We start from the raw sequence: 24255 nt of genomic DNA on the forward strand, positions 1-24255 counted from the left end.
TGACAGGGCGAACACGACGGTGACCCGGGGGGCCTCGCGCGCCGGGCGTCCGGGGGGCCTCGCACGCCCGGCCTCGTACGGACCCCGCGCGCCCGGCGTCGTACGGGCCCCGCGCCCGGCCTCGTACGGGCTCCGCGCCCGGCCTCGTACGGGCTCAGACCTTGATGACGGTCGGCCGGTGGCGCGGGAGCCAGAGGGCCATCACGAGGAGCCCGGCGAGCAGGACCCCGGCCGCCGTGCGGAAGGCCAGTGCGTAGCCGGCGGTCAGCTCGACCGGGTCCGCCCCGTCGTGCGTGCGGGCGGCGGCGACCGTGGAGAGCACGGCGAGGCCGAGGGCGCCGCCCATGGTGCGGGAGGTGTTGACGAGTCCGGAGACGAGGCCGGCCTCGCCGGGGGCCGCGCCGGAGGTGGCGAGGGAGGCGAGCGGGGTGGAGGCGAGCCCGGCGCCCGCCATCATGAGCACCCCGGGCAGACAGACGGCGGTGAGGTAGGAGCCGTGGACGGTCATCGTGGACTGCCAACCGAAGCCGGTCGCGGCGACGGCGGCGCCGATGAGCGCGAGGTTCTTCGCGCCGACGCGGGCCATCAGCCGGGGCGCGGCCTTGGAGCCGAGCACCACGGCGAAGGAGGAGGGCATCAGGGCGAGTCCGGCCTCCAGCGCGCTGTAGCCCAGCACGTTCTGCGCGTACACCGTCATGAAGTACCACATGGAGAACGTGGCCGAGCCGATGACGACCATGGCGACGTTCGCGGAGGCCACCGGCCGCGCCGCGAGGACCCGCAGCGGCATCAGGGGCTTCGCCGTGCGGGTCTCCACCAGGGCGAACAGGGCGAGCAGCGCGGGGCCGCCGAGCAGGGGTACGAGGGTCGGCGCGGCGGTCCAGCCGGACTCCTCGGTCTGCACGATGCCGTACGCCAGGGAGGCCAGGCCGGCCGTGACGAGGACGGCGCCGAGGAGGTCGATACGGCTGCGGCCGCCCGTGCGGCCCTCGGCGAGCCAGAGCGCGGCGCCGATCAGGACGAGCACCCCGATGGGCACGTTGATCAGGAGGACCCAGCGCCAGGACAGGGTGTCGGTGAGCACCCCGCCGACCAGCCCGCCCGCCGCGCCGCCGCCCGCGCCGACCGCCATCCAGGTGCCGATGGCCTTGGTCCGCGCGGGGCCCTCGGGGACGGCCGCGGTGAGCAGGGTGAGGGTGGCGGGGGCGAGGACGGCCGCGCCGAGCCCCTGTGCGGCGCGGGCGGCGAGCAGTTGCCAGCCCTCCTGGGCGAGGCCGCCGGCCAGCGAGGCGGCGGTGAACAGGCCGAGGCCGACGAGGAACATCCGCTTGCGGCCGTAGAGGTCGGCGGCCCGCCCGCCCAGCAGCATGAACCCGGCGAACGCGATCGAGTACGCGTTGAGCACCCATTGCAGCCCGGCGGCGCTGAGCCCCAGGTCGGTGCGCATGGACGGGAGCGCGACGTTGACGACGGACACGTCGAGCACCACCAGGAACTGCCCCACACAGGCGGCGAGGACCACCGCCCAGGTGCGGGCCTTGATCCGGTCGGTGGGCGGTGCGGGCGTGGAGACGTCAACCATGGGTGTCATACTCGCAGCCGCCGTGCGCCCCGTACATCGGTTTCCGGTCCGGTCGGCCTCGGTCCAGCGGCGTAGGACCCGGGCTTTCCTCAACGGCGCAGCAGGGTCACCACCGCGGCGCCGCCGAGGCCGATGTTGTGGGCGAGCGCGGTGCGGGCGCCGGGTACCTGGCGGGCCCCGGCCTCGCCCCTGAGCTGCCAGGTCAGTTCGGCGGCCTGGGCGATTCCGGTGGCGCCGAGCGGGTGGCCCTTGGAGATCAGGCCGCCGGACGGGTTGACCACCCAGCGCCCGCCGTGGGTGGTGGCGCCGGATTCGGCGAGCGGCCCGGACTCGCCCTCGCCGCACAGCCCGAGCGCCTCGTAGGTGAGGAGTTCGTTGATGGAGAAACAGTCGTGCAGCTCGATGACGTCGAGGTCGTCGGGGCCGGTGCCGGACGCCTCGTACACCTGCCGGGCCGCCTCCCGGGACATGGGCAGGCCGACCGCGTCGACGCAGGTCCCGGAGGCGAAGGAGGCCTCGGTGTCGGTGGTCATGGCCTGGGCGGCGATCTCGACGGCCCGCGCGCCGAGGTCGTGCCGCTCCACGAAGCGCTCGGACACGACGACGGCGGCGGCCGCCCCGTCGGAGGTCGGGGAGCACTGGAGCCGGGTGAGCGGGAGGTGGACGGGCTTGGCGGCGAGGACCTCGTCGACGGTGTACGGGGCCTGGAACTGGGCGTACGGGTTGCCGGCGGAGTGGCGGTGGTTCTTGGCGGCGACGGCGGCGAGCTGCGCCTCGGTCGTGCCGTAGCGCTCCATGTGCTCGCGGGCGGCGTTGCCGAATATCTGGGCGGTGGGCGGGGTCATCTCGAAGCCGTGGGCGGCGGCCATGACCGCGTAGTGGCGGGCGACCGGGGACGTCTTGAAATCGCCCGCACCGCCGTCCGCCCCGCCGCCGCCGAGCGAGCCGCGCGCCATCTTCTCGAAGCCGAGCGCGAGGACGCAGTCGCTCGCGCCGCCCTCCACGAACTGCCGGGCCATCATGAGGGCGGTGGAGCCGGTGGCGCAGTTGTTGTTGACGTTGTAGACGGGCACCCCGGTCAGCCCGAGTTCGTAGACGGCGCGCTGTCCGGCGGTGGACGCCTGGAAGCAGTAGCCGGTGACGGCCTGCTGGATGTCGCGGTACGCGAGCGAGGCATCGGCGAGGGCGGCGGTGCCGGCCTCCTTCGCCATGTCCCAGTACTGCCAGTCGCGGGTCTCGGGCTTCTCGAACCTCGTCATCCCGACGCCGACGATGTAGGACCTCATCATGATCACGGTTTCCCTTCAGTCCCGGGGGAGGCCGAGGATGCGCTCGGCGACGACGTTGAGCTGTACCTGGGTGGTGCCGCCCGCGATGGTCAGGCAGCGCGACATCAGGAAGCCGTGCACCGCCCGCTCCCCCGGCCCTTCGCACACCGCTCCCGCGGGACCGAGGAGTTCGAGGGCGAGTTCGGCGGTCTTCTGCTGGTGCGTGGTCCGGACGAGCTTGCGTACGGAGGCGCCCGCGCCCGGTTCGAGCCCGGAGACCTGCTGGAGGGTGGTGCGCAGGCCGATGCAGGCCAGGGCGTGGGCCTCGGCGGCGAGGGCTCCGATCCGGGCGCGCTGGGCCCCGTCGAGTGCGGCGGCGCGGCCGATCAGCGCTTCCAGGCCGGTGTCGAAGGTCATCTGGTCGGCCATGTGGACGCGTTCGTTGCCCAGGGTGTTGCGGGCGACCCGCCAGCCGCCGGCGGGCTCGCCGACGAGCGCGTCGAGGGGCAGCAGCACGTCGTCGAAGTACACCTCGTTGAAGAGGGCGTCGCCGGTGATCTCCTTCAGCGGGCGGATGTCGATGCCTTCGGTGTTCTTCATGTCGACGAGGAAGTAGCCGAGGCCCTGGTGCTTGGGCGCGTCCGGGTCCGTCCTGGCGAGGAGGATCCCGTGGTCGGCCCACTGGGCGGCGCTCGTCCACACCTTCTGGCCGTTGATCCGCCAGCCCTCGGGGGTGCGTTCGGCCCGGGTGCGCAGCGAGGCGAGGTCGGAGCCGGCGCCGGGTTCGGAGAAGAGCTGGCACCACAGGAGGTCGCCGCGCAGGGTCGGCGGGAGGTAGCGCTCCTGCTGCTCGGCCGTCCCGTGGGCGAGGAGCGAGGGCACCACCCAGGTGGCGATGGAGAGGTCGCTCAGCTTCACGCCCTGGGCGCGTAACTCCTGCTGGATCGCCAGCTGTTGTACGGGGCCCGCGTCCAGGCCGTGGGGTGCGGGCAGATGGGGTGCGGCGTAGCCGGTGGGGGCGAGGGCGCGGCGGGCGGCCTTCGGGTCGAGGCCCCGGGCGGCGGCGACGGCCTCGCGGGCCGCGGCGCGGTGGGCCTCGGCCTCCGGCGGGAGTTCCAGGGCGAGTTCGCGGCGGGCCCCGGCGGCGGCGAGCCGTACCGCCCGCTGCCGGTGGGTGTCGCCGGACCCGAGCAGCTGGCGGGCGACCAGGGCCCGGCGCAGATACAGGTGGGCGTCGTGCTCCCAGGTGAAGCCGATGCCGCCGAGGATCTGGATGGCGTCCTTGGCGCAGCCGTACGCGGCGTCGAGCGCGGTGGCCGCGGCGAGGGCGGCGGTCAGCCCCCGTACGTCACCGCTGCGGTGCGGGTCGGCGGCCGCGCGGGCGGCGTCCCAGGTGAGGGCGCGGGCCTGTTCGAGGCGTACGAGCATGTCGGCGCAGAGGTGCTTGACGCCCTGGAACTGCCCGATGGGCCGGCCGAACTGCTCGCGGACCTTGGCGTGTTCGGTGGCGGTCTCCAGGGCGTGGGCGGCGGTTCCGCACGCCTCGGCGGCGAACAGGACGGCGGCCAGGTCGGTCACGAGGTCCGGGCCGAGGCGCAGCAGCCGTCCGGCGGGGACGTGGACGCCGGCGGCCCGGACCTCGGCGGTGGGCCGGGTCGGGTCGGCGCCGAGGTGGGGGCGCACGGTGAGCCCCGGCGCCTCGGCGTCCACGGCGAACCAGCGGACCGCGCCCTCGCGGGTGGCGGGGAGGAGGAGCAGTCCGGCGTCGGCCCCGGACAGGACGGGGGGCGCCGTGCCTTCGAGCAGGTGGCCCTCGCCGTGCGGGACGGCGGTGAGGCTGCCGGGGCCGAGGGCGGCGGCGCCGGTGCGGCGGCCGCTGGCGAGGTCCCGGAGCAGCGCGTCCGCGCCGGCGGTGTGCAGGGCGGCGGTGGTGAGGGCGTGCGCCAGGTAGGGGCCGGGCAGTGCGGCCCGGCCGGCCTCTTCGAGGACGACGGCGAGGTCGAGGAGGTCGCCGCCGGAGCCCCCGTACGCCTCGGGCAGATGGATGGAGAGCAGGCCCTGTCCGGCGAGGCCGTCCCAGTACGCGGGGCGTGCGCCGGGGGGTGCGGGGGCGTCCGCGTCGAGCAGTTCGCGGACCGCGCCGGGGGGTACGGCTCTGGCCAGCCATCCTCGTACCGCCTGTGCGAGCGCCCTGTGTTCTTCGGTGATCCCGATGCCCATGCGCATCCTCGCCGGTCGCAGCCACTGGAACGGCGCAAGAGTAGAACACGTTTCAATCTGACGGAAGGTCAGACGCAGGCTCGATCCCGACGGTTGTGCGGGCCCGGGGGCGAGCGCGCCCCGTTCGCACCTGGTTCACCGGAATACGCCGTAGCCGAAGAAGGTTCACCCTGCACAGACTTGGCGGTCGACGCTGTCCACGACCGGGACACACGACCGTTCGCCCCACCCCTGTCGCCGCTCCCACCGCTGCCCGGAGGCCGCACGCATGCCACAGCCGACGCACGAACAGCCCGCCGCGGAGCTTCCTGATCCGCGCGCGAGGGCGGGCCGGGGGATCGTTCCCGTCCTCGCCTTCGCGGGCATCACCGTCGCGGTGATGCAGACCCTGCTCGTCCCCGTCATCAAGGATCTGCCCGCCCTTCTGCACACCTCCCCCTCCGACGCGACCTGGGTGATGACCGCCACCCTGCTCGCCGGAGCCGTCTCCACCCCGATCATGGGGCGGCTCGGGGACCTGAACGGCAAGCGCGGGATGCTGCTGGCCAGCCTCGCCGTGATGGTCGTCGGCTCACTGATATGCGCCTTCACCGACGACCTCGTGATCATGATCGTGGGCCGCGCGCTCCAGGGCTTCGCCATGGGCGCGATCCCGCTGGGCATCGGCATCATGCGCGACGAGCTGCCGCGCGAGAAGCTCGGTTCGGCCATGGCCCTGATGAGCTCCTCGATCGGGGTGGGCGGCGGACTCGCGCTGCCCGCCGCCGCGCTCGTCGCCCAGCACACCGACTGGCACACCCTCTTCTTCGGCTCCGCCGGGCTCGGCGTGCTGGCCATGGTGCTGACCGTGCTGGCCGTGCCCGAGACCTCGTCGCGCGCCCCCGGCCGGTTCGATGTCGTCGGGGCGCTCGGCCTCTCGCTCGGCCTGGTCCTCCTGCTGCTGCCCATCACGAAGGGCGGCGACTGGGGCTGGGCCTCGCCCACCACGCTCGGGCTGATCACCGCTTCCCTGGTCGTGCTGGTGCTGTGGGCGCTGTTCGAGCTGCGCAGCGACGCCCCGCTGGTCGACCTGCGGACCTCGGCCCGCCGCGAGGTGCTGCTGACCAACCTGACCTCGATCATGGTCGGGGTCGCCTTCTACGCCGTCTCACTGGTCCTGCCCCAGCTGCTCCAGCTGCCGAAGTCCACCGGCTACGGCCTCGGCCAGTCGATGGTGGTCGCCGGCCTCTGCGTGGCCCCGCTCGGCCTGACGATGATGTTCGTCGCCCCGCTGTACGCCCGGATCTCCGCCCGGCGCGGCCCGAAGGTCTCCCTGATCCTCGGCATGCTGGTCATCGCCGTGGGCTACGGGGCCGGGCTCGGCCTGATGAGCGCCGCCTGGCAGACCGTGGTGATCGCGGTGATGCTCGGCGCCGGCATCGGGCTCGCGTACTCCTCGCTGCCCGCCCTGATCATCGGCGCCGTCGACGCCTCCGAGACCGGCGCGGCCAACGGGCTGAACACCCTGATGCGCTCCATCGGCACCTCCGTGTCGAGCGCGGTGATCGGCATGGTCCTGGCCCACACCTCGACGCGGATGGGGACGGTCGCGGTGCCCACCATGCAGGGGTTCCGCATCTCGTTCCTCATCGCGACGGGGGCGGTGGTGGCCGGGCTCGTCCTGGCCTCGTTCCTGCCGTCGCGGCGCGCCGCCACCGCCCCGGTGCTCCTGGCGAGCAGCGAGGGCGACGCGGCGGCCCGGCGCGCCGCCGCCGGGGTCCTGGACGCCGGAATCCTGGACGCTGCCGGAGGGGCCGTCGCCCCGCTCCCGCTGCCGGGCCCGCAGGGGTTCAGGGGCCGGGTGCTGGAGGCCGACGGGGCGCCGGTGGCCGGGGCCAATGTGACCCTGATCGACCGGCAGGGCCGGCAGGCCGGGCTGACCACCACCGACGCCTCCGGCCGCTGGGCGCTCACGGCCCCCGGCTCCGGCACCTTCGTGCTGGCCGTGTCCGCCACCGACTACGCGCCGCGCGCCTGGCCGGCGGCCTGCCCCGCGGGCGGCGGCGCGGTGGACACGGACCTGGTGCTGACGGTCAGCGTGCCGGAGCGTCGAACCGCGCTGCGGTCGTGAGCAGCCGGGACACATCCGTCCCCGCCGCCAGCTCCCGGGGCGCCGAGCCCCGCGTGAACAGCCGGGCGGGGCGGGCCCCGTCGACCCGGGCGGTCTCGCCCTCGACGCGCAGCCACGACCCCTCGCGCAGGCCGAGCACGGGCACGTCGTTCTCCTCCAGGAATTCGGTGAGCCGCTCCTCGCGGGTCTCGCCCTTGTGGGTGCTGTCCGGGTCCGGGTCGAGGTAGTGCGGGTTGATCTGGAACGGGACGAGGCCGAGGGTCTCGAAGGACGGCGGCTGCACGATGGGCATGTCGTTGGTCGTCCGCAGGGTGGGCGCCGCCATGTTCGTCCCGGCGCTCGCCCCCATGTACGGCAGCCCCGCCCGCACGGCCCCGCGCACCGCGTCCCGCAGCCCGGTCCGGTACAGCGCGCTCAGCAGCCGGAAGGAGTTGCCGCCGCCGACGAACACCGCGTCGGCGGCCTCCAGCGCGGCGACCGGGTCGGTGTGTTCGTGGACGCCGTGCACGCCGATCCCCGCCGGTTCGAGGGCGTCGCGGACGCGTGCGGTGTACGTGGCGTGGTCGGCGAGCGCGTAGGGGACGAAGGCCAGCCGGGCGCCCGCGGGCAGGAAGGCGGTGACCGTTTCGAGGGCGTGTTCCAGGTAACCGCGGCCGTACTGGGTGGAGTTGGAGAGCAGGAGCAGATTCACGGGGTTCCTCTTCGGGGTTGCTCGGTCAGGTCGTGGGGGTGCGGCGCGTCCGGGGCTTCGGGCGCTGCGGCGGGTGGGTGAGGCGCTTCTCCAGCAGTCCGGCGGCGTGCCGCAGCGCTTCGAGGCGGTTCTCCGGCGCCCCGTCGAACCGCTCCTCGGCCCCGCCCAGGCTGAGGCTTCCGTAGGGTTCGCGGCCCAGGAAGACGGGTACGGCGACGGTCGCGATGCCGGTGTCGTACTCGCCGACCGTCCAGGCGTACCCCTGGGCGCGGACCTTCAGGAACTCCTGTTCCAGCGCGTCCGGATCGGTGACGGTCCGGTCGGTGAAGCGGGCCATCGGGCGCCCACGGAACAGCCGGTGGCGCTGCTCGTCGGGCAGACAGGCGTAGAAGGACTTGGCCGTCGCCCCGGCGTGCGCCGGGTAGAGCTCGCCGACCAGCGGGTAGTAGCGCAGCGGTCCCGTCTCGCCCTCCTCGGCGGCCACGCACCGCATGTGGAAGTTGTCGGGCAGGCAGAACAGCACGGTGTCGCCGGTGACGCGGCGCAGCTCCTCCAGGACCGGTCCGGCCAGCAGCTCCAGTGATCCCGAGCGCTCCCAGAGCCTGCCCAGGCGCAGCACGGCGGGGCCGATGCGGTAGCGCCGGGTGGCCGGGTCGGAGACCAGGAAGCCGCGCCCCGCGAGGGTGGCGAGGAGGCGCTGCGCCACGGAGGTGTCCCAGCCGAACTCCGCCGCGACCTCGGTGACGCCCCAGTCGGGCCGGGTCCGCTCGAAGGCCAGCAGCACGAGCAGCGCCCGGTCCACGGTTTGCAGGGCTCCGGCGGGGGTGCGCCGGTCCAGATCGAACTCCGTCATGGCCATCTCACCATTCAGACGTGAATTGCAGATAACGGGAAATCATTGCGCTCAACGCTATCCGATCCCGAATCTGCTCTCAGCACCCCGTCCGGAGCCCCGGCTCCCTGGCGGGCTCCGGACGGGTGTGACGGATGCGCGAGAAAGGCCCCCCATGTTGAAGTACGTACTGGACCTCGTCGACCTGCTCGACGACCCCCGGGCCGATGGCAGGACGGTCGTCGACTACCTGGACGCCGCGGCGGGGGCCGAGGGCTCGTCCGCACAGGTCACCACCGTGGCCGGTGAGCGGGGCTCGACGGACTTCGTCTCGGTCCGCGTCCCCGGTTCCCGTGGGCGTACGGCCGGGGGCGACGCCCGCACGCTCGGCGTCGTCGGCCGGCTCGGCGGTATCGGCGCCCGGCCCGAGGTCACCGGCCTGGTCTCCGACGCGGACGGGGCCGTCTCGGCGCTCGCCGCCGCCGCGAAGCTGCTCGACATGCGCCGCCGGGGCGATGTGCTGCCCGGCGATGTGATCGTCGCCACCCACATCTGCCCGAGCGCGCCGACCGAGCCGCACGACCCGGTGCCGTTCATGGGCTCGCCCGTGGACATCGCCACCATGAACCGGCACGAGGTGACCGGCGAGATGGAGGCGGTGCTCTCCATCGACACCACCAAGGGCAACCGGATCATCAACCACAAGGGCCTCGCCCTGTCACCCACCGTCAAGGAGGGCTGGGTGCTGCGGGTCAACGAGCAGCTGGGCGAGCTGCTGGCCGTGGTGACCGGTGAGCCGTTGGTCACGTACCCCGTGACCACGCAGGACATCACGCCGTACGGTAACGGTGCACACCACATCAATTCGATCCTCCAGCCCTCCACCGCCACGGCCGCCCCCGTGGTCGGCCTGGCCGTCACCTCGGCCGCCGCGGTGCCGGGCTGCGGGACGGGCGCGAGTCACGAGAGCGACATCGCGTCGGCCGCCCGCTACGCCGTGGAGGTCGCCAAGGCCTTCGGCGGCGGCCGGCTGGACTTCCACGACGCCGTGGAGTTCGACAACCTCGTCAGCCGCTACGGCCCGCTGACCCACCTCCAGACCTTCGGCCGTACACCCCAGGAGTCCTGATGGCAGCCGCCCCTCAGTCCGGTGCCGTGGCCCGTGAGGCCAAGAGCATCGGCAGCGACGACTACGCGCTCTCGCGCGTCCCGCGCGACAAGCGGTTCGGTTTCTGGTCGATGCTGCTCCAGTGGCTGGCCCAGTCCGGTTCGATCTCGCAGTTCACGCTCGGCGCCACCATCGGTGTCGGGATGACCTTCGCCAACGCCTTCTGGGCGTTCACGCTGGGCGCGGTGATCCTGGAGGTCGTGATCTTCGCCATCGGCCTGGCCGGGATGCGCGAGGGTCTCGCCACCCCGATGCTGACCCGCTGGGTGGGCTTCGGCCGCAACGGCTCCGCGCTGGTCAGCTTCGTGATCGCGGTCAGCCTGGTCGGCTGGTTCGGTGTCCAGAACACGATCTTCGGCGACAGCGTCTCGGCGCTGGTCGGCGGACCGTCCTGGATGTGGTGCGTGCTCGCGGGCATCGCCATCACCGCCCTGGTGATCTTCGGGTTCAAGTACATGGCGAACTTCGCGAAGATCGTCACCCCGCTCTTCTTCGCGATGGTGGCCTTCTCCGTCATCCGCACGCTGAACGACCACTCGCTGAGCGAGCTGGTCCACTCGCCGCCGCCGGGCGACACGATCCCGCTGGCCGTCGCGGCCACCGCCATCGCGGGCGGCTACATGACGGGCGCGATCGTCTCCCCGGAGATGACCCGCTACAACCGCAAGGGCTCGCACGTCTTCCTGCAGAGCGCCTCGTCCATGATCCTCTCCGAGTACATCGTCGGCCTGACCGGCGTGCTCCTGGGCCACCTGGTCAAGAGCAGCGAGGTCTCGCACATCGTGCTCTCCACCTCCGGCGCCTTCGGTGTGCTCGTCGTCCTGATGTCCACGGCGAAGATCAACGACTGGAACCTGTACGGCTCCTCGCTCGGCGTCGTCAACTTCTTCCAGGTCGTCTTCGGCAAGCGCGTCCACCGCGGCGCGGTCACCATCGTCCTCGGCGTCGCCGGAACGCTTCTGTCCGCGGTCGGGATCATGAGCCACTTCACCGAGTTCCTCACGATCCTCGGCGTCGCGATCCCGCCGATCGGCGGCATCATCGTGGCCGAGTACTGGATCGTGAAGCGGATGCGCAGGCCGCTGGACGAGACCCGGGCCTCCGAGACCCTGCCGGCGTCCTCGCCGACCTGGGTCCCCGCGTCCCTCGCCATCTGGGTCGCCGCGTTCTGCGTCGGCAAGTTCTACGACGGCGGCATCCCGGCCCTGAACTCGCTGGCCACCGCCTTCGTCCTGTACAGCGTCCTGGGCCTGCTGGGCTGGATCAGGCCCTACGGCACCTCCGCCCTGGACGACGAGGACGGCACCACCCCCGCCGCCCGCACCACCACCCCCGTGGGAGCAGCATGAGCACCGCATCCGATTCCCCCGCCCTGGTCCCGGCCTCCGACGAGGCCCAGGCCGAGGTCGTCGACCTCTGCGCCGAGCTGATCAGGTTCGACACCTCCAACCCCACGAGCGACGAGCGCGCGAGCGCCGAGTGGGTCGCGGCCCGCCTCGCGGACGTGGGCATCGCCTCCGAGCTGATCGAGTCCGCGCCGGGCCGGGCCAGCGTCGTCGCGCGGATCGCCGGGCGCGCCCCGGAGCGCGGCGCCCTGCTGGTCCACGGCCATCTGGACGTGGTGCCGGCCGACGCCGCCGAGTGGCAGGTGCCGCCCTTCTCCGGCGAGATCCGGGACGGCTACCTCTGGGGCCGGGGCGCGATCGACATGAAGGACACGGTGGCCGTGATGCTGGCCACCGCCCGGCACTTCGCCCGCACCGGGACGAAGCCCTCGCGCGATCTGGTCCTGGCCTTCCTCGCCGACGAGGAGGCGGGCGGCAAGTTCGGTGCCCACTGGCTGGTCGAGCACCGCCCGGAGCTGTTCGCCGGGGTCACCGAGGCGATCGGCGAGGGCGGCGGGTTCTCCTTCGCCATCGACGGCACCCGGCGGCTCTACCCGATCGAGAACGCCCAGCGCGGCATGGCCTGGATGGAGCTGACCGCCACCGGCCGGGCCGGTCACGGCTCGTCCCCCAACGACGAGAACGCGGTCACCGACCTCGCGGAGTCGCTGACCCGGATCGGCCGCGAGACCTTCCCGGTCCGGCTGATCGAACCGGTCCGCGCCCTGCTCGAAGAGGCCGCCCGGCTCTACGGGGTCGAGTTCGACGAGGACGACATCGAGGGCAGCCTCGCGAAGCTGGGCCCGGTCGCCGACTTCATGCAGGTGGTCCTGCGCAACTCGGCGAACCCCACCATGTTCGACGCCGGCTACCAGACCAACGTCATCCCCGGAAAGGCCACCGCCCGTGTGGACGGCCGCTTCCTGCCCGGCCACGAGCAGGAGCTGATCGACACCATCGACAGGCTCCTGCTGCCCTCGGTCAGCCGCGAGTGGGTCAACCACGACATCGCGATGGAGACGGCGTTCGACGGCCCGCTCGTGGACGCCATGTGCGCGGCGGTGCGCGCCGAGGACCCGGACGGCCACCCGGTGCCGTACTGCAACCCGGGCGGCACGGACGCCAAGGCCTTCACCCACCTGGGCATCCGCTGCTTCGGCTTCAAGGGCCTGAAGCTGCCGCACGACCTGGACTACGGCCGCCTCTTCCACGGGGTGGACGAGCGCGTCCCGCTGGAGGGGCTGCGCTTCGGCGTCCGTGTCATGACCCGCCTCTGGCAGAGCTGCTGAGCCCGCGCGGGCCCCGCCGTACGCCCCCGCCGGTACCTTCGGCGGGGGCGTACGGCACGATAAGGCGCCGTCGCCCGCCCGTCGTCGCCGTACCCGTCCCACCAGGAGGAACCCCGTGTCCGCCGAGCCCAAGCCGGAGATTCTCGCCGCGTTCCAGGCCGCCAAGGGCTTCATGCCGGTGGTCGAGGGGCTCGCGCTGTACGACGCCGCGGCCGGGGCGGCGGCGCTGGGCCTGCCGCTGCTGGAGGTCGGCACCTACTGCGGGCGTTCCACGATCCTGCTCGCCGACGCGGCCCGTACGGCGGGCGTGACCGCGCTCACCGTCGACCACCACCGGGGCAGCGAGGAACAGCAGCCGGGCTGGGAGTACCACGACCCGACGGTGGTGGACCCCGAGGTCGGCCGGATGGACACGCTGCCCACGTTCCGCAGGACGCTGCACGCGGCGGGCCTGGAGAACCACGTGGTGGCGCTGGTGGGGCGCTCGCCGCAGGTCGCGGCGGTGTGGAGCGGCAGGCTCGGCCTCGTCTTCATCGACGGCGGCCACACCGACGAGCACGCGAACGGTGACTACGAGGGCTGGGCGCCGCATGTCGCCGAGGGCGGGCTGCTGGTGATCCACGACGTCTTCCCGGACCCGGCGCACGGCGGGCAGGCCCCTTACCGGGTGTATCTGCGGGCGCTGGAGTCGGGGGCGTTCACGGAGGTCTCCGTCACGGACTCGCTGCGCGTCCTGCGGCGCACGGGGCCGGGGATCTGAGGGCGGGGGCCTGCCCCGGGTGTTCCCGGCCGGTCCGTGAACGCCCCGGACGCCGCCGCCCTCGGCGGATAGCATCGCCGGGTGCGTCACGACGAGAGCGTTCCCCCCACCCCGCGCCGCCCGGTCCTGCTCGCGGCGGCGGCGGCCCTGATGTGCCTGGGTCTCGCCGGCTGCGGCGGCGACGGCGGCACCGCGCAGGCCCGGCCGGGCCCGAGCGCCACCGGGACGGTCACCCCGTCCGCCGACCCGGCTCCGCCCTCCCCGTCCCGCTCCCCGACGCCGTCGCGCACGAGCGCGTCCCCGTCCGCGCCGCCCTCGAAGCCGCCGGCCGCCCCCTCGGGCCCGCTGTCCGGCCGTACGGTCGTCATCGACCCCGGGCACAACCCGGCCAACCACCTGCACACCGCCGAGATCAACCGCCAGGTGGAGATCGGGACCGGGCACAAGGAGTGCGACACCACCGGCACATCCACCAACGGGGGTTACGCGGAGGCGGCGTTCAACCTCGACGTCGCGCACCGGCTGCGGACGCTGCTGCGGGCCCAGGGCGCGACGGTGATCCTGACGTACGACGGGGACCGGGAGTTCGGACCGTGCGTGGACGAGCGGGCGCGCATCGGCAACAAGGCGCACGCGGACGCGGTGGTCTCGATCCACGCGGACGGATCGGCCGTCGGCAACCGGGGCTTCCATGTGATTCTGCCCGCATCGGTGCGCGGCGGGGGCGCGGACACCTCGAAGATCGTCGCGCCCTCGCGCGATCTCGGTACCCGTATCGCCGGACTGTTCGTACGCAGTACCGGAAGTTCCCCTTCCAATTACGTAGGCGGCAATACCGGTTTGGACGTCCGCAAGGATCTTGGCGGACTTAATTTGTCGACCGTGCCCAAAGTCTTCATCGAATGCGGCAATATGCGTGATCCCAAGGACGCCGCCCTGCTCACCAGTCCCGGCTGGCGCCAGAAGGCCGCCCAGGGCATCGCCGACGGCATCAGCAGCTTCCTCAAGGGGTAGGCAAGAGGTGGTTCTGCGATGAATTCGGGAGGATGTCCGCGCACCAACCGGGCAGGAACACAACCCGGCCGATCAGACGATAGATTCATCCGTACGATGGGGAGCCGTTCCCGAGCTACGTGCCGTGCCCGCCGTAGACGCGGTGCCAGCGACGACCGCCCCGACGAGACGACCGACTAAGGACCTTCACGTGAATATCCGCTCCCTCACTCGAGGCGATGGCGTGGTGATCGGAGCAGCGGTCGTGCTGTTCATCGCCTCTTTCCTCGACTACGTCGACTACGGAAGCAGCCACATCGACGCGCCCAACTCCTGGGACTCCCTGGGCAACGGCATCGGCGTCTACATGGTCGGGGTGATCGGAGCGGCACTGATCGTGCTCTCCCGTTCGCAGCCCCAGCCGCGCAAGGTCCTCGGCCTCGACCTCGCCCCATTCGGCGTCGCCGCCACGGTCTTCACGGCGTGGAACATGTTCTGGACGATCATCGACCTCGGCCAGATCGACGCCGGCGCCGGTCTGATCCTCGGCTTCATCGCCTCCCTGGTGCTGGCCGGCGGCGCGGTCGCCGCCCCGCTGGTCCCGGCCCTCAAGGCCCCGCTCGCGGGCGCCCCGAAGCCGCAGGCCGTGCCGCCGTACGGCGCCCAGCCGGGCCAGGGCTACGGCTACCCGGGCGGCCCGCAGGCCTCCTTCGGCGGTCAGCCGGGCCAGCCCCAGCCGTACGGTGCCCCGCAGCAGGTCGGTCAGCCCGACGCCCAGCAGGCGCAGGCCCCGGCCCCGCAGGCGCCGGCGGCCGGCGGGCAGTCCGGTGAGTTCACCCCGTTCTGGTTCGCGGTGCCGGTGGCCCGCCAGCTGTACAACGAGGACGGTTCGCAGGCCCCGATCGCCGAACTGGCGCCGGGCACCTGGTACCTCGCGGTCGAGCAGCGCGGTGCCGCGCTGATCGCCCAGACGCAGGACGGCCGTCGCGGCGTCCTCCAGGACACCACGGGCATCCAGCGCGGCTGACGCCCCGCGCCCAGCCGGCGGCCCTTCGCCCCTTCCGGGCGGGGGGCCGCTGCCGTACCCTCCCGGGATAGCTGATGCCACGTCAGAATCCCGGGGAGGCAGCGGAATGCGGCTCGGACTCGCTCTCGGTTACTGGGGCCGCGGCCCGGACGCGGCCCAGCTGGAGCTGGCGCGCGCGGCGGAGGACCTGGGCTACGCCTCGGTGTGGACGTCGGAGGCCTGGGGTTCGGACGCCTTCACCCCGCTGACCTGGATCGCCGCCCACACCTCCCGCATCCGTCTGGGCACGGCCATCGCGCAGATGGCGGCCCGCACCCCCACCGCGACGGCCATGCACGCACTGACCCTCGACCACCTCTCCGGCGGCCGGATGATGCTCGGCCTCGGCCTCTCGGGCCCGCAGGTCGTGGAGGGCTGGTACGGGCGCCCGTTCCCGGCGAGCCCGCTGACCGCGACCCGCGAGTACGTGGACGTGATCCGCCAGGTGCTGCGCCGCGAGGCCCCCGTGGAACTGGACGGCCGCTTCCACCCGCACCCGTACCGCGGCCCGGACGCCACCGGCCTCGGCAAGGCGCTGAAGCCGATCACCCACCCGCTGCGTGCCTCCCTCCCGGTGCTGCTGGGCGCGGAGGGGCCGAAGAACATCGCGCAGACCACCCGGATCGCGGACGGCTGGCTGCCGCTGTACTGGTCACCGCAGCGCACCGACGTCTACGAGGCCGCGCTCACCGGCCTCCCCGAGGGCTTCATGGTCGCGCCGATGGCACGGGCCCGGGTCTGCGACGACGTCGCCGAGGGCCTCCTGCCGGTGAAGGCGATGCTCGGCTTCTACATCGGCGGCATGGGGGCCGCCGCCCGCAACTTCCACGCGGATCTGATGGCGCGGATGGGCTACGAGGAGGAGGCGCACCGCATCCAGCGCCTGTTCCTCCAGGGCCGCAAGGAGGAGGCGGTGATGGCCGTGCCGGACGCGTTCGCCGACGAGATCTCCCTGGTCGGCCCGAGGGAACGGATCGCGGAACGCCTGGAGGCGTGGCGCGCGGGCCCGGTCACCGACCTGCTGGTGACGGCGCCGGACCCGGACACGCTGCGGGTGCTGGCGGAGCTCAACTAGTGCCGCGTTCCGGGACTTTGCCCTCGCGGGTCCAGTCGAGCAGTTCGCCGGCCGGCCAGGTGGTGACCACGCGTTCCGGTGGGACCTCGCACTCCTCGGCGCGGGCACAGCCGTATGCCTGCCAGTCCAGCTGGCCCGGTGCGTGGGCGTCGGTGTCGACGGCGAACAGGGTGCCCGCCGCGACGGCCCGGCGAAGGAGGCGGCGGGGCGGGTCCAGGCGTTCGGGCCGGCTGTTGATCTCCACGGCCGTGCCCGACTCGGCGCAGGCGGCGAAGACCTCGTCCGCGTCGAAGGTGGACTCGGGACGGCCCCGGCCGGTGAGCAGGCGGCCGGTGCAGTGGCCGAGGACGTTCGCCTGCGGGTGACGGACGGCGGCGAGCATGCGCCGGGTCATCGGGGCGGGGTCCATGCGGAGTTTGGAGTGGACGGAGACCACCACGAGGTCCACCTGCTCCAGCAGGTCCTCCTCCTGGTCGAGGGTGCCGTCGAGGTTGATGTCGCACTCGATGCCGGTGAGGAGCCTGAACGGCGCCCAGCACTCGTTGAGTTCGGCGATCTCGGCGAGCTGCCGGCGCAGCCGCTGCGGCGAGAGGCCGTTCGCGACGGTGAGCCGGGGCGAGTGGTCGGTGAGCACCGTCCAGTCGTGGCCCAGCTCGGCGGCGGCGCGGCCCATCTCCTCGATGGGGCTGCCGCCGTCCGACCAGTCGGAGTGCGTGTGGCAGTCACCGCGCAGCAGGGAGAGCAGGTGCTCGCCGCCCTTCGCGAGCGGGCCCGCGCTCCGGGCCCCGGACTCCAGCCGGTCCAGGTAGCCGGGGGTCTCGCCCGCCGCCGCCTCACGGATGACCTGGGCGGTGCGGGGGCCGATGCCCTTGACGCGTTCCAGGGAGCCGTCCGCCAGCCGCCGGTCCAGTTCGCCGTCGTCCATCGCGGCGACGGTCCGCGCGGCGGTGCGGAAGGCCCGGACGCGGTAGGTGACCGCGCTGTCGCGTTCCAGCAGAAAGGCGATCCGCTCCAGGGCCCCGACCGGGTCCATCGGCACCTCCTCGTGCGGGACGGGGCGGTTTCGGCCGCCCCGTCCAGCTTGGCCCAGCACCGCCCGGCCCGCACACCGGAGGGCCCGCCGTCCTCAGCCGAAGGACGTACGCGCCAGCCAGAGGTCCAGCAGCGCGGCGTCGCCCAGCACCTCCACCCGGTCGCTGTCCGGGGCCAGGCGCCGGTTGAAGACCAGCATCAGGTCGGTGAGCGGCCCCCGCAGCGCCACGTTCGCCTTCCCGTGCGCCCGGCGCCAGGTGACACCGTCCTCGCCCAGCTCGATCAGCCATTCGGCGTCGGGCACGTCGGTGGCGTGCAGGTGCAGGGAGCGCCCGGCCCCGCGCAGCTCGGCCATCTCCGGATCGCCCTGGGCCTGGGCGAAGGCGACGATCTGGAGCCACTCGTCGATCGTGTCCGCGGCCAGCTCGGGGGACATCGTGTACGGGACCTTCGCGGTGAGGGCCGCGTCCGCGAGGTGGACGACGGTCTCCAGGGCCATGCGCCGCGACCAGAAGCCGGCGCGCCGCTCCCAGGCCCAGCTCCAGACCTCGGCCTCGGGCCCCGCCTCCCGCAGCGCGGCGGCGGTCCCGGCCGCCCCGTCCGCGAGCCAGGCGTCGAGCGCGTCGGGGCCGTCGCCCTCGGGGGTGTGCGCCGGCACCTTCTCGGGGGCGACCGCCTCGGTGGCGCGGGTGCGGACGATCTCGCCGGCCCAGCGGTGGGCGCGGCCGACGTGCTGGGCGAGTTCGCGCAGCGTCCAGTCCGGGCACGTCGGCACGGTGGCGTCGAGGTCGGCCCCCTTGACCGTCGCCCTCAACTCACCGGTCAGCCGGACGATTTCATCGCAGTAGCGCCCATGCGCGCGAAGATCCATGCTCGCACCCTAGTGCGATCGAGGCTCCCCCCACATGCGGATATCCGCCGGGCCGCGGGCCGTGCGGGTTTCGGCGCGGCGAAAGGGGCAACGCGGAGTCCATGTCCTACAGCAGAGGCAGTGGAAGCATCACCGCGGCACGTGTCATCGCCGTGGTGGCCGACGTCATGGCCTTCATCATCGGCCTGTGGATCCTGATGTACCTGCTCGACGCGAACCGGGGCAACGAGCTGGTGGAGTTCGTACGCGACACCGCACGGTGGCTCGCGGGCTGGTCGCACGACCTGTTCACCTTCGACCGGGCCTGGGCCAACGTCGTCGCCGGATACGGCCTGGCCGCCCTGGTGTACCTGTTCATCGGGCACGCCGTGGCAGGCCGCATCCGGCGCTGACGGAACCTCCCCGGAGCCCTCAGCCGCAGCAGTCCGGCTCAAGGCCCTTCGGGAGCCGTTCACCGCTGAAGACCGCGGTGGTCGCCTCGTCGCCCCCGAGCGCGGCCACCGCCAGCAGGAGGGAACCGGCGGTCCACGAGGTGTGCTCCTCGGGCCAGAACGCCCGGTTGCCCTCGAAGACGTACCCCGTCCAGTACATGCCGCCGTCCGCCCGCAGGTGCTGGATGGACTGGAGGATCTCCAGCGCCCGGTCCGACTCGCCCATGACCCAGAGGGCGAGGGCCAGTTCGCAGCTCTCGCCGCCGGTCACCCACGGGTTGGGCAGCACACAGCGCACCCCGAGGTCCGGGACGACGAAACGGTCCCAGCCCTCCTCGATCCGCTCCTTGGCGGCCGTGCCGGTGACGGCGCCGCCGAGGACCGGGTAGTACCAGTCCATCGAGTACTGGCTCTTGTCGAGGAAGCGTTCCGGGTGGCTGCGGATCGCGTGGGCGAGCGCGCCGGTCGCCAGCTCCCAGTCCGGCTGGGGCTCCTCACGGCGCTCGGCGATGGCGAGCGCGCAGCGCAGCGCCTGGTGGATGGAGGAGGAGCCGGTCAGCAGCGCGTCCGTGACGGGCGTGCCGTCGGCCTCCCGCTTCCAGCCGATCTGGCCGCCGGGCAGCTGGAGCCGCAGGACGAACTCGACGGCCGCGAAGACCGTCGGCCACATCCGGTCGACGAAGGCGTCGTCGCCGGTGGCGAGGTAGTGGTGCCAGACGCCGACGGCCACGTAGGCGCAGAAGTTGGACTCCAGGCCGAGGTCGGTCGGCCGCAGCGGGTCGCCGTCGTGGTAGGCGGCGTACCAGGAGCCGTCCTCGTTCTGGTGGCGGGCCAGCCACTCGTACGCGCGTTCCGCGGCGGCGTGCTCACCGGCGGCGTCCAGGGCCATGGCGGCCTCGGTGTGGTCCCACGGGTCGAGGTGGTGGCCGCGGAACCACGGGATCGCGCCGTCCGGGCGCTGCACGGCGAGCACGGCGGCGACGGTCTCGGTGGCCTGCGCGGCGGTGAGGACTCCGGGCAGGACGAGGTGTTCGGTCCGCTCGGGAAGGCTCACGCCTCGGCCTCGGCTGCCGCGGCGACGGGCAGGTGCGGCTTGGTCGCGTAGGCCACGAAGCTCTTGCCGACGACCGGGTTCAGCAGTTGCTCGGTGACCCGGGTGGCCAGCGGCTTCTTCATGATGTCCCAGACCAGCAGCTTGTGGTACGCCCGCACCGGCAGCGCCTTGTCGTTGTCGACCCCGAAGGCGCACTTGAGCCACCAGTACGGCGCGTGCAGGGCGTGGGCGTGGTGGGTGCCGTACGGCTTGAGGCCGGCGCCGCGCATCCTGCCCAGAAGCTCATCGGCCTTGTAGATGCGGATGTGGCCGCCCTCGACCTCGTGGTAGGCGTCGGAGAGGGCCCAGCAGACCTTCTCGGGGCCGTAGCGCGGGACGGTGACGGCGATCCGGCCGCCGGGCCTGAGGACCCGGACCATCTCGGCGAGCACGCCCTTGTCGTCGGGGATGTGTTCCATGACCTCGGAGATGATCACGACGTCGAAGGACTCGTCGGGGAACGGCAGGTTCAGCGCGTCGCCCTCCATCGCGGTGGCGGTGGCGCCCTCGGGTGCCTCCCCGGCCTCCTTCATCGCGGCGAACCACTTCGCGACCTCGCGGATCTCCTCGCCGTTCTGGTCGAGGGCCACCACCTGGGCGCCGCGCCGGTAGCACTCGAAGGCGTGGCGTCCGGCGCCGCAGCCCAGGTCGAGCACTCGGTCGCCTGCGGCGAGCGGGAAGCGGGTGAAGTCCACGGTCAGCACGAATGCCTGCTTTCGCGGTCGGGGTCGGGAGGGTGGTCAGGGGAGTCAGGGGCCCGGCGGGCGGGCCGGGTTCATCGCCGGCCGCCGGGGCCGGTCGCGGCGCGGGCGGCGATCGCCTGCCGGTAGAGGGCGGCGGTGCCTATCGCGGCCTGCTTCCAGGTGAACCGGGCGAGCACCCGCTCGCGCCCCGCGGCCCCGAGCCGGGCGCGCAGCTCCGCGTCGCCGAGCAGCCGGCCGAGCGCGTCCGCGAGGGCGCCGGGGTCGGCGGGCGGCACCGCGAGGCAGGTCTCGCCGTCCGCGCCGGCCACCTCGGGGATCGCTCCTCCGGTGGTGGCGACGAGCGGGGTGCCGGTGGCCATGGCCTCGGCGGCGGGCAGCGAGAAGCCCTCGTACAGGGAGGGGACGCAGGCGATCCGGGCGCCGCGCACCAGGTCGACCAGCTCGGTGTCGCTGATGCCCTTGACGAACTCGACGGCGTCCGAGAGCCCGTGCCGCTCGATGGCCTGGGCGACCGGCCCGTCCTCGGCGCGGCGCCCGACGACGACGAGGTGGGCCGCGGGGTTGCCGGTGCGGAGCTTGGCGAGGGCCTCGACGAGGTGGACGAGACCCTTGAGCGGGACGTCGGCGCTGGAGGTGGTGACGATCCGGCCGGGGACCTCGGCGACCGAGGGGTCGGGCGACCACAGGTCGGTGTCGGCGCCGATGTGGACGACCTGGACGCGGCGGGGGTCCACCCCGAGGTGGTCCACGATCTCCTGCCTGGAGGAGCCGGAGACGGTGAGCACGGACGGCAGCCGGCGCGCGACCCGCTTCTGCATGCGGGTGAAGGCGTACCAGCGGCGTACGGAGGCGCGGCGGCGGCGGTTGGGGGCCGCGTCCAGGTCGAGCTGCCGGTCGACGGTGATGGGGTGGTGGATCGTGGTGACCAGCGGGGCGCCGAGGTCGCCGAGCAGCCCGTAGCCGAGCGTCTGGTTGTCGTGGATGACGTCGAACTCGCCGCGGCGGGCGGCGAGGTGGCGCCGGGCCCGCAGGCTGAAGGTGAGCGGTTCGGGGAAGCCGCCGGTCCACATGGTGGCGACCTCGGCGGCGTCGATCCAGTCCCGGTACTCGCCGCGCTTCGGGGTACGGAACGGGTCGGGCTGCCGGTAGAGGTCGAGGCTCGGCAGTTCGGTGAGCGGGACGTCCTCGTCGAGCACGGGGTAGGGCTGGGCGCCGATGACTTCGACGCTGTGGCCGAGGCGGGCGAGCTCCCGGGCGAGGTGGCGTACGTAGACGCCCTGTCCGCCGCAGAAAGGATTGCCCTTGTACGTGAGGAGTGCGATGCGCAGGGGGCCGTCTCCGTCGCCCGTGCCCGACGTACCCGGGCCCGTGCGGGGGCCCGACTCTATGGCCTCAGCGGTCACACTCGGCCCCCTTCTCACTGCGTGTTCGCCGGAGCGTAACCGCTCACGCTAATCTAGAACAAGTTATAGACCGGGTCGTTCAATGAGCTACGAATCTACCGGCAGGTAGCGACGGTGCAACGGCGGGATCAGGTGATTCGCGCCACGGCACACACCCTGGCATGCTGTGCGCCGCCGCACCGGCCGTCGCGCCCTCGCGGACGCGGACGCAAGCCACGGGGATGGGACACATGACAGCGGAAGCCAGACCGGCATCGCCGCCCCTGACGGAACGCCAGGAGGCCCGCCGCCGCCGCATCCTGCACGCCAGCGCCCAGCTCGCCGGCAAGGGCGGCTTCGAGGCCGTCCAGATGCGCGAGGTGGCGGAGGCCGCAGGGGTCGCCCTCGGCACCCTGTACCGGTACTTCCCGTCCAAGGTCCACCTCCTCGTCGCCACCATGCAGGACCAGCTCCAGCACATGCACACGACCCTCCGCAAGCGCCCCCCGGCCGGGGACGACGCGGCGGCCCGGGTCACCGACACCCTGATGCGGGCCTTTCGCGCGATGCAGCGCGAACCGCACCTCGCGGACGCGATGGTCCGGGCGCTGACGTTCGCGGACCGCAGCGTGAGCCCCGAGGTGGACACGGTCTCGCGGCTCACGACCGCGATCATCCTGGACGCGATGGGCACCGGCCACCCGACGCCGGAACAGCTCTCCGCCGTCCGGGTGATCGAGCACACCTGGCACTCGGCGCTGATCACCTGGCTCTCGGGCCGGGCGTCGATCGCGCAGGTGCGCACGGACATCGAGACGGTGTGCCGGCTGATCGACCTGTCGGCGCCGGACCCGGCCCCCTAGGGCCTGTCTTCACACTGCCGTCTGCCGGGCGACGACGGCAGTGTGAAGACAGGCCCTGGACCCGGGCGGGCGCCTGCCATGTGCGGCGCCCACACGCCCCGGGGTCCAGGTGGGGTGCCCTGCACCATATCGACGACGGCACGGTGTTCATACGGTTCGGCGACATCACAGGAACACGCCGAGGAGCCGGTCACCATGCCCCGCACAGCCCGCAGATCCCTCAGATCCCTCACCCCCGTCCGTACCGTCGCCGTCCTGGCCGCGGCCGGCCTGCTGCTGACCGGCTGCACCGCCGCCGGGAAGGCGGGCGGGTCCGACTCCGCGGAGTCCGCCGACGACTCGGCCGTGAAGGTCGGCCTGGTGTACTCCAGGACCGGGCTGCTGGCCGACTACGGCAAGCAGTACCGCGACGGCTTCATGGCCGGCCTGGACTACGCCACCAAGGGCACCCGCAAGGCCGGCGGCCACCCCATCGAGGTCACCGAGCAGGACGACGCGGGCGACCCGGGCAAGGCCGTGTCCGCCGCGAAGAACCTCATCGGCAAGGGCTACAAGGTGCTGGCCGGCACCACCGACTCCGGTGTCGCCCTCCAGATGGCCCCGCTCGCCGCCCAGAACAAGGTGCTCTACATCTGCGGCCCGGCCGCCACCGACGCGGTGACCGGCATCAACGACTACACCTTCCGCTCCGGCCGCCAGTCCTACCAGGACATCCTGACGGCGGGGACGATGCTCGGGGACGCCAAGGGCAAGAAGGTCACGGTGCTCGCCCAGGACTCCACCTTCGGCCAGGCCAACGTGGCCGCCGTCAAGGCGGTGCTCGGCGAGAAGGGCGCGAAGGTGGGCTCGGTGCTGGCGCCGCCCAGCGCGACGGACCTGACGCCGTTCGCCCGGCAGGTCAAGGCGGGCGGGCCCGACCTGGTCTTCGTCGCCTGGGCCGGGTCGACCGCCCCGGCGCTGTGGACCGCGCTGGACCAGCAGGGCGTACTCGGCGCGAGCAAGGTGGTCACCGGCCTGGCCGGCACCGCCTCGTACCCGGTCTTCGGGGCCGCCGGCTCCAAGGTGTCGTTCCTGGCGCACTACTTCCCGGGCGCGGGCGGTGACAACGCCGTGGAGAAGGCGATGCTGGACGCGGTGAAGAAGGACGGCGGCCGGCCCGACCTGTTCACCCCGGACGGCTTCACCGCGGCGCAGATGATCGTGCGCGCCATCGAGGAGGGCGGCGCCACCGACACCGCCGCGATGGTGAAGGCCCTGGAGGGCTGGAGCTTCGACGGCGTCAAGGGACAGACCCGGGTGCGCGGCGAGGACCACGCGCTGCTCCAGCCGATGTTCGTGGCCAAGCTGGACGGCAAGGGCAAGACGGCCGAGCCGAAGCTGCTGGACACCGAGCAGATGGACGCCGTGGCCCCGCCCGTGAAGCCCGCGGCGGGCTGAACC

General features: G+C 73.0%; 21 protein-coding genes. 11 read left to right on the forward strand and 10 right to left on the reverse strand.

Annotation, left to right across the window (positions count from 1 at the left end):
• Positions 1 to 154: 154 nt before the first annotated feature.
• The 3 genes from P8A18_RS08750 to P8A18_RS08760 all read right to left on the reverse strand — a co-directional run bounded on the left by P8A18_RS08750 (position 155) and on the right by P8A18_RS08760 (position 5070).
• On the reverse strand, positions 155 to 1591 hold the full coding sequence (locus P8A18_RS08750; RefSeq protein WP_306053257.1) for an MFS transporter: 1437 nt from the start codon (positions 1589 to 1591) through the stop codon (positions 155 to 157).
• A gap of 80 nt (positions 1592 to 1671) precedes the next feature.
• Positions 1672 to 2868 carry a lipid-transfer protein gene (locus tag P8A18_RS08755; protein ID WP_306060770.1) on the reverse strand — a complete coding sequence of 399 codons (1197 nt, stop codon included), beginning with the start codon at positions 2866 to 2868 and terminating at the stop codon, positions 1672 to 1674.
• 18 nt (positions 2869 to 2886) lie between these two features.
• Positions 2887 to 5070: an acyl-CoA dehydrogenase family protein gene (locus P8A18_RS08760; RefSeq protein WP_306053259.1), complete on the reverse strand. Its 2184-nt coding sequence runs from the start codon at positions 5068 to 5070 to the stop codon at positions 2887 to 2889.
• 268 nt (positions 5071 to 5338) lie between these two features.
• Here P8A18_RS08760 and P8A18_RS08765 point away from each other — a divergent pair, with 268 nt between their 5' ends.
• Positions 5339 to 7180 carry an MFS transporter gene (locus P8A18_RS08765; RefSeq protein ID WP_306053260.1) on the forward strand — a complete coding sequence of 614 codons (1842 nt, stop codon included), beginning with the start codon at positions 5339 to 5341 and terminating at the stop codon, positions 7178 to 7180.
• On the opposite strand, the gene pepE is transcribed toward P8A18_RS08765, so the two are convergent.
• Entirely contained in the window at positions 7143 to 7871 is a 729-nt protein-coding gene (gene pepE, locus P8A18_RS08770) for a dipeptidase PepE (RefSeq protein ID WP_306053261.1), read from the reverse strand. The two genes, P8A18_RS08765 and pepE, sit on opposite strands and share 38 nt — an antisense overlap.
• A 25-nt stretch (positions 7872 to 7896) precedes the next feature.
• A complete protein-coding gene (locus P8A18_RS08775) occupies positions 7897 to 8730 on the reverse strand; it encodes an IclR family transcriptional regulator (RefSeq protein ID WP_306053263.1) in 834 nt (277 codons plus the stop codon).
• A 148-nt stretch (positions 8731 to 8878) separates the two neighbouring features.
• Here P8A18_RS08775 and P8A18_RS08780 point away from each other — a divergent pair, with 148 nt between their 5' ends.
• The 7 genes from P8A18_RS08780 to P8A18_RS08810 all read left to right on the forward strand — a co-directional run bounded on the left by P8A18_RS08780 (position 8879) and on the right by P8A18_RS08810 (position 16439).
• Positions 8879 to 9832 (forward strand): DUF1177 domain-containing protein, encoded by a 954-nt coding sequence (locus P8A18_RS08780; protein WP_306053264.1) that lies wholly within the window; start codon positions 8879 to 8881, stop codon positions 9830 to 9832.
• On the forward strand, positions 9832 to 11220 hold the full coding sequence (locus P8A18_RS08785) for a cytosine permease (RefSeq protein WP_306053265.1): 1389 nt from the start codon (positions 9832 to 9834) through the stop codon (positions 11218 to 11220). Before P8A18_RS08780 ends, P8A18_RS08785 begins: the two co-directional genes overlap by 1 nt.
• A complete protein-coding gene (locus tag P8A18_RS08790; RefSeq protein ID WP_306053267.1) occupies positions 11217 to 12545 on the forward strand; it encodes a M20/M25/M40 family metallo-hydrolase in 1329 nt (442 codons plus the stop codon). Before P8A18_RS08785 ends, P8A18_RS08790 begins: the two co-directional genes overlap by 4 nt.
• A 172-nt stretch (positions 12546 to 12717) precedes the next feature.
• A complete protein-coding gene (locus tag P8A18_RS08795) occupies positions 12718 to 13305 on the forward strand; it encodes a class I SAM-dependent methyltransferase (protein WP_371933765.1) in 588 nt (195 codons plus the stop codon).
• Positions 13306 to 13386: 81 nt separating this feature from the next.
• The gene (locus tag P8A18_RS08800; protein WP_306053271.1) at positions 13387 to 14319 is read left to right on the forward strand and encodes an N-acetylmuramoyl-L-alanine amidase; all 933 of its coding nucleotides are present in this window, start codon (positions 13387 to 13389) and stop codon (positions 14317 to 14319) included.
• Positions 14320 to 14542: 223 nt separating this feature from the next.
• Positions 14543 to 15325, forward strand: coding sequence for a DUF5336 domain-containing protein (locus P8A18_RS08805; RefSeq protein ID WP_306053272.1), 783 nt, complete (start codon positions 14543 to 14545; stop codon positions 15323 to 15325).
• 106 nt (positions 15326 to 15431) lie between these two features.
• Complete coding sequence (locus P8A18_RS08810) at positions 15432 to 16439, forward strand: LLM class F420-dependent oxidoreductase (protein ID WP_306053274.1); 1008 nt, start codon at positions 15432 to 15434, stop codon at positions 16437 to 16439.
• Here P8A18_RS08810 and P8A18_RS08815 read toward each other — a convergent pair.
• Together P8A18_RS08815 and P8A18_RS08820 are read right to left on the reverse strand one after the other, a co-directional pair.
• Positions 16432 to 17472 (reverse strand): PHP domain-containing protein, encoded by a 1041-nt coding sequence (locus tag P8A18_RS08815; RefSeq protein ID WP_306053275.1) that lies wholly within the window; start codon positions 17470 to 17472, stop codon positions 16432 to 16434. The genes P8A18_RS08810 and P8A18_RS08815 overlap by 8 nt on opposite strands.
• Before the next feature lie 93 nt (positions 17473 to 17565).
• Positions 17566 to 18342: a maleylpyruvate isomerase family mycothiol-dependent enzyme gene (locus P8A18_RS08820; protein WP_306053276.1), complete on the reverse strand. Its 777-nt coding sequence runs from the start codon at positions 18340 to 18342 to the stop codon at positions 17566 to 17568.
• Positions 18343 to 18443: 101 nt separating this feature from the next.
• On the opposite strand from P8A18_RS08820, the gene P8A18_RS08825 reads away from it, so the two are divergent.
• The gene (locus P8A18_RS08825) at positions 18444 to 18734 is read left to right on the forward strand and encodes a hypothetical protein (RefSeq protein WP_018556384.1); all 291 of its coding nucleotides are present in this window, start codon (positions 18444 to 18446) and stop codon (positions 18732 to 18734) included.
• A 19-nt stretch (positions 18735 to 18753) separates the two neighbouring features.
• Here the strand turns inward: P8A18_RS08825 and P8A18_RS08830 are convergent, their stop codons facing one another.
• The 3 genes from P8A18_RS08830 to P8A18_RS08840 form a co-directional block, all read right to left on the reverse strand.
• On the reverse strand, positions 18754 to 19827 hold the full coding sequence (locus tag P8A18_RS08830) for a prenyltransferase/squalene oxidase repeat-containing protein (RefSeq protein WP_018556385.1): 1074 nt from the start codon (positions 19825 to 19827) through the stop codon (positions 18754 to 18756).
• The gene (locus tag P8A18_RS08835; RefSeq protein WP_306053278.1) at positions 19824 to 20570 is read right to left on the reverse strand and encodes a class I SAM-dependent methyltransferase; all 747 of its coding nucleotides are present in this window, start codon (positions 20568 to 20570) and stop codon (positions 19824 to 19826) included. The genes P8A18_RS08830 and P8A18_RS08835 overlap by 4 nt, the downstream gene beginning before the upstream one ends.
• Before the next feature lie 71 nt (positions 20571 to 20641).
• Complete coding sequence (locus tag P8A18_RS08840) at positions 20642 to 21973, reverse strand: glycosyltransferase family 4 protein (protein ID WP_306053279.1); 1332 nt, start codon at positions 21971 to 21973, stop codon at positions 20642 to 20644.
• Between the two features lie 230 nt (positions 21974 to 22203).
• Here P8A18_RS08840 and P8A18_RS08845 point away from each other — a divergent pair, with 230 nt between their 5' ends.
• On the forward strand, positions 22204 to 22815 hold the full coding sequence (locus P8A18_RS08845; protein WP_306053281.1) for a TetR family transcriptional regulator: 612 nt from the start codon (positions 22204 to 22206) through the stop codon (positions 22813 to 22815).
• 195 nt (positions 22816 to 23010) lie between these two features.
• Positions 23011 to 24252: a substrate-binding domain-containing protein gene (locus tag P8A18_RS08850; RefSeq protein WP_306053282.1), complete on the forward strand. Its 1242-nt coding sequence runs from the start codon at positions 23011 to 23013 to the stop codon at positions 24250 to 24252.
• Positions 24253 to 24255: the final 3 nt, after the last annotated feature.

This window comes from Streptomyces sp. Mut1, from assembly GCF_030719295.1.
Lineage (GTDB): Bacteria > Actinomycetota > Actinomycetes > Streptomycetales > Streptomycetaceae > Streptomyces > Streptomyces castrisilvae.

What these genes read in the sequence shown, in the direction of transcription:
- P8A18_RS08755 (WP_306060770.1), bottom strand. Translation starts at nt 2,868, where the DNA reads ATGAGGTCCTACATCGTCGGCGTCGGGATGACGAGGTTCGAGAAGCCC.
- P8A18_RS08750 (WP_306053257.1), bottom strand. Translation starts at nt 1,591, where the DNA reads ATGACACCCATGGTTGACGTCTCCACGCCCGCACCGCCCACCGACCGG.
- P8A18_RS08825 (WP_018556384.1), top strand. Translation starts at nt 18,444, where the DNA reads ATGTCCTACAGCAGAGGCAGTGGAAGCATCACCGCGGCACGTGTCATC.
- P8A18_RS08775 (WP_306053263.1), bottom strand. Translation starts at nt 8,730, where the DNA reads ATGGCCATGACGGAGTTCGATCTGGACCGGCGCACCCCCGCCGGAGCC.
- P8A18_RS08815 (WP_306053275.1), bottom strand. Translation starts at nt 17,472, where the DNA reads ATGGACCCGGTCGGGGCCCTGGAGCGGATCGCCTTTCTGCTGGAACGC.
- P8A18_RS08780 (WP_306053264.1), top strand. Translation starts at nt 8,879, where the DNA reads ATGTTGAAGTACGTACTGGACCTCGTCGACCTGCTCGACGACCCCCGG.
- P8A18_RS08845 (WP_306053281.1), top strand. Translation starts at nt 22,204, where the DNA reads ATGACAGCGGAAGCCAGACCGGCATCGCCGCCCCTGACGGAACGCCAG.
- P8A18_RS08790 (WP_306053267.1), top strand. Translation starts at nt 11,217, where the DNA reads ATGAGCACCGCATCCGATTCCCCCGCCCTGGTCCCGGCCTCCGACGAG.
- P8A18_RS08785 (WP_306053265.1), top strand. Translation starts at nt 9,832, where the DNA reads ATGGCAGCCGCCCCTCAGTCCGGTGCCGTGGCCCGTGAGGCCAAGAGC.
- P8A18_RS08850 (WP_306053282.1), top strand. Translation starts at nt 23,011, where the DNA reads ATGCCCCGCACAGCCCGCAGATCCCTCAGATCCCTCACCCCCGTCCGT.
- P8A18_RS08810 (WP_306053274.1), top strand. Translation starts at nt 15,432, where the DNA reads ATGCGGCTCGGACTCGCTCTCGGTTACTGGGGCCGCGGCCCGGACGCG.
- P8A18_RS08795 (WP_371933765.1), top strand. Translation starts at nt 12,718, where the DNA reads ATGCCGGTGGTCGAGGGGCTCGCGCTGTACGACGCCGCGGCCGGGGCG.
- P8A18_RS08765 (WP_306053260.1), top strand. Translation starts at nt 5,339, where the DNA reads ATGCCACAGCCGACGCACGAACAGCCCGCCGCGGAGCTTCCTGATCCG.
- P8A18_RS08760 (WP_306053259.1), bottom strand. Translation starts at nt 5,070, where the DNA reads ATGGGCATCGGGATCACCGAAGAACACAGGGCGCTCGCACAGGCGGTA.
- P8A18_RS08820 (WP_306053276.1), bottom strand. Translation starts at nt 18,342, where the DNA reads ATGGATCTTCGCGCGCATGGGCGCTACTGCGATGAAATCGTCCGGCTG.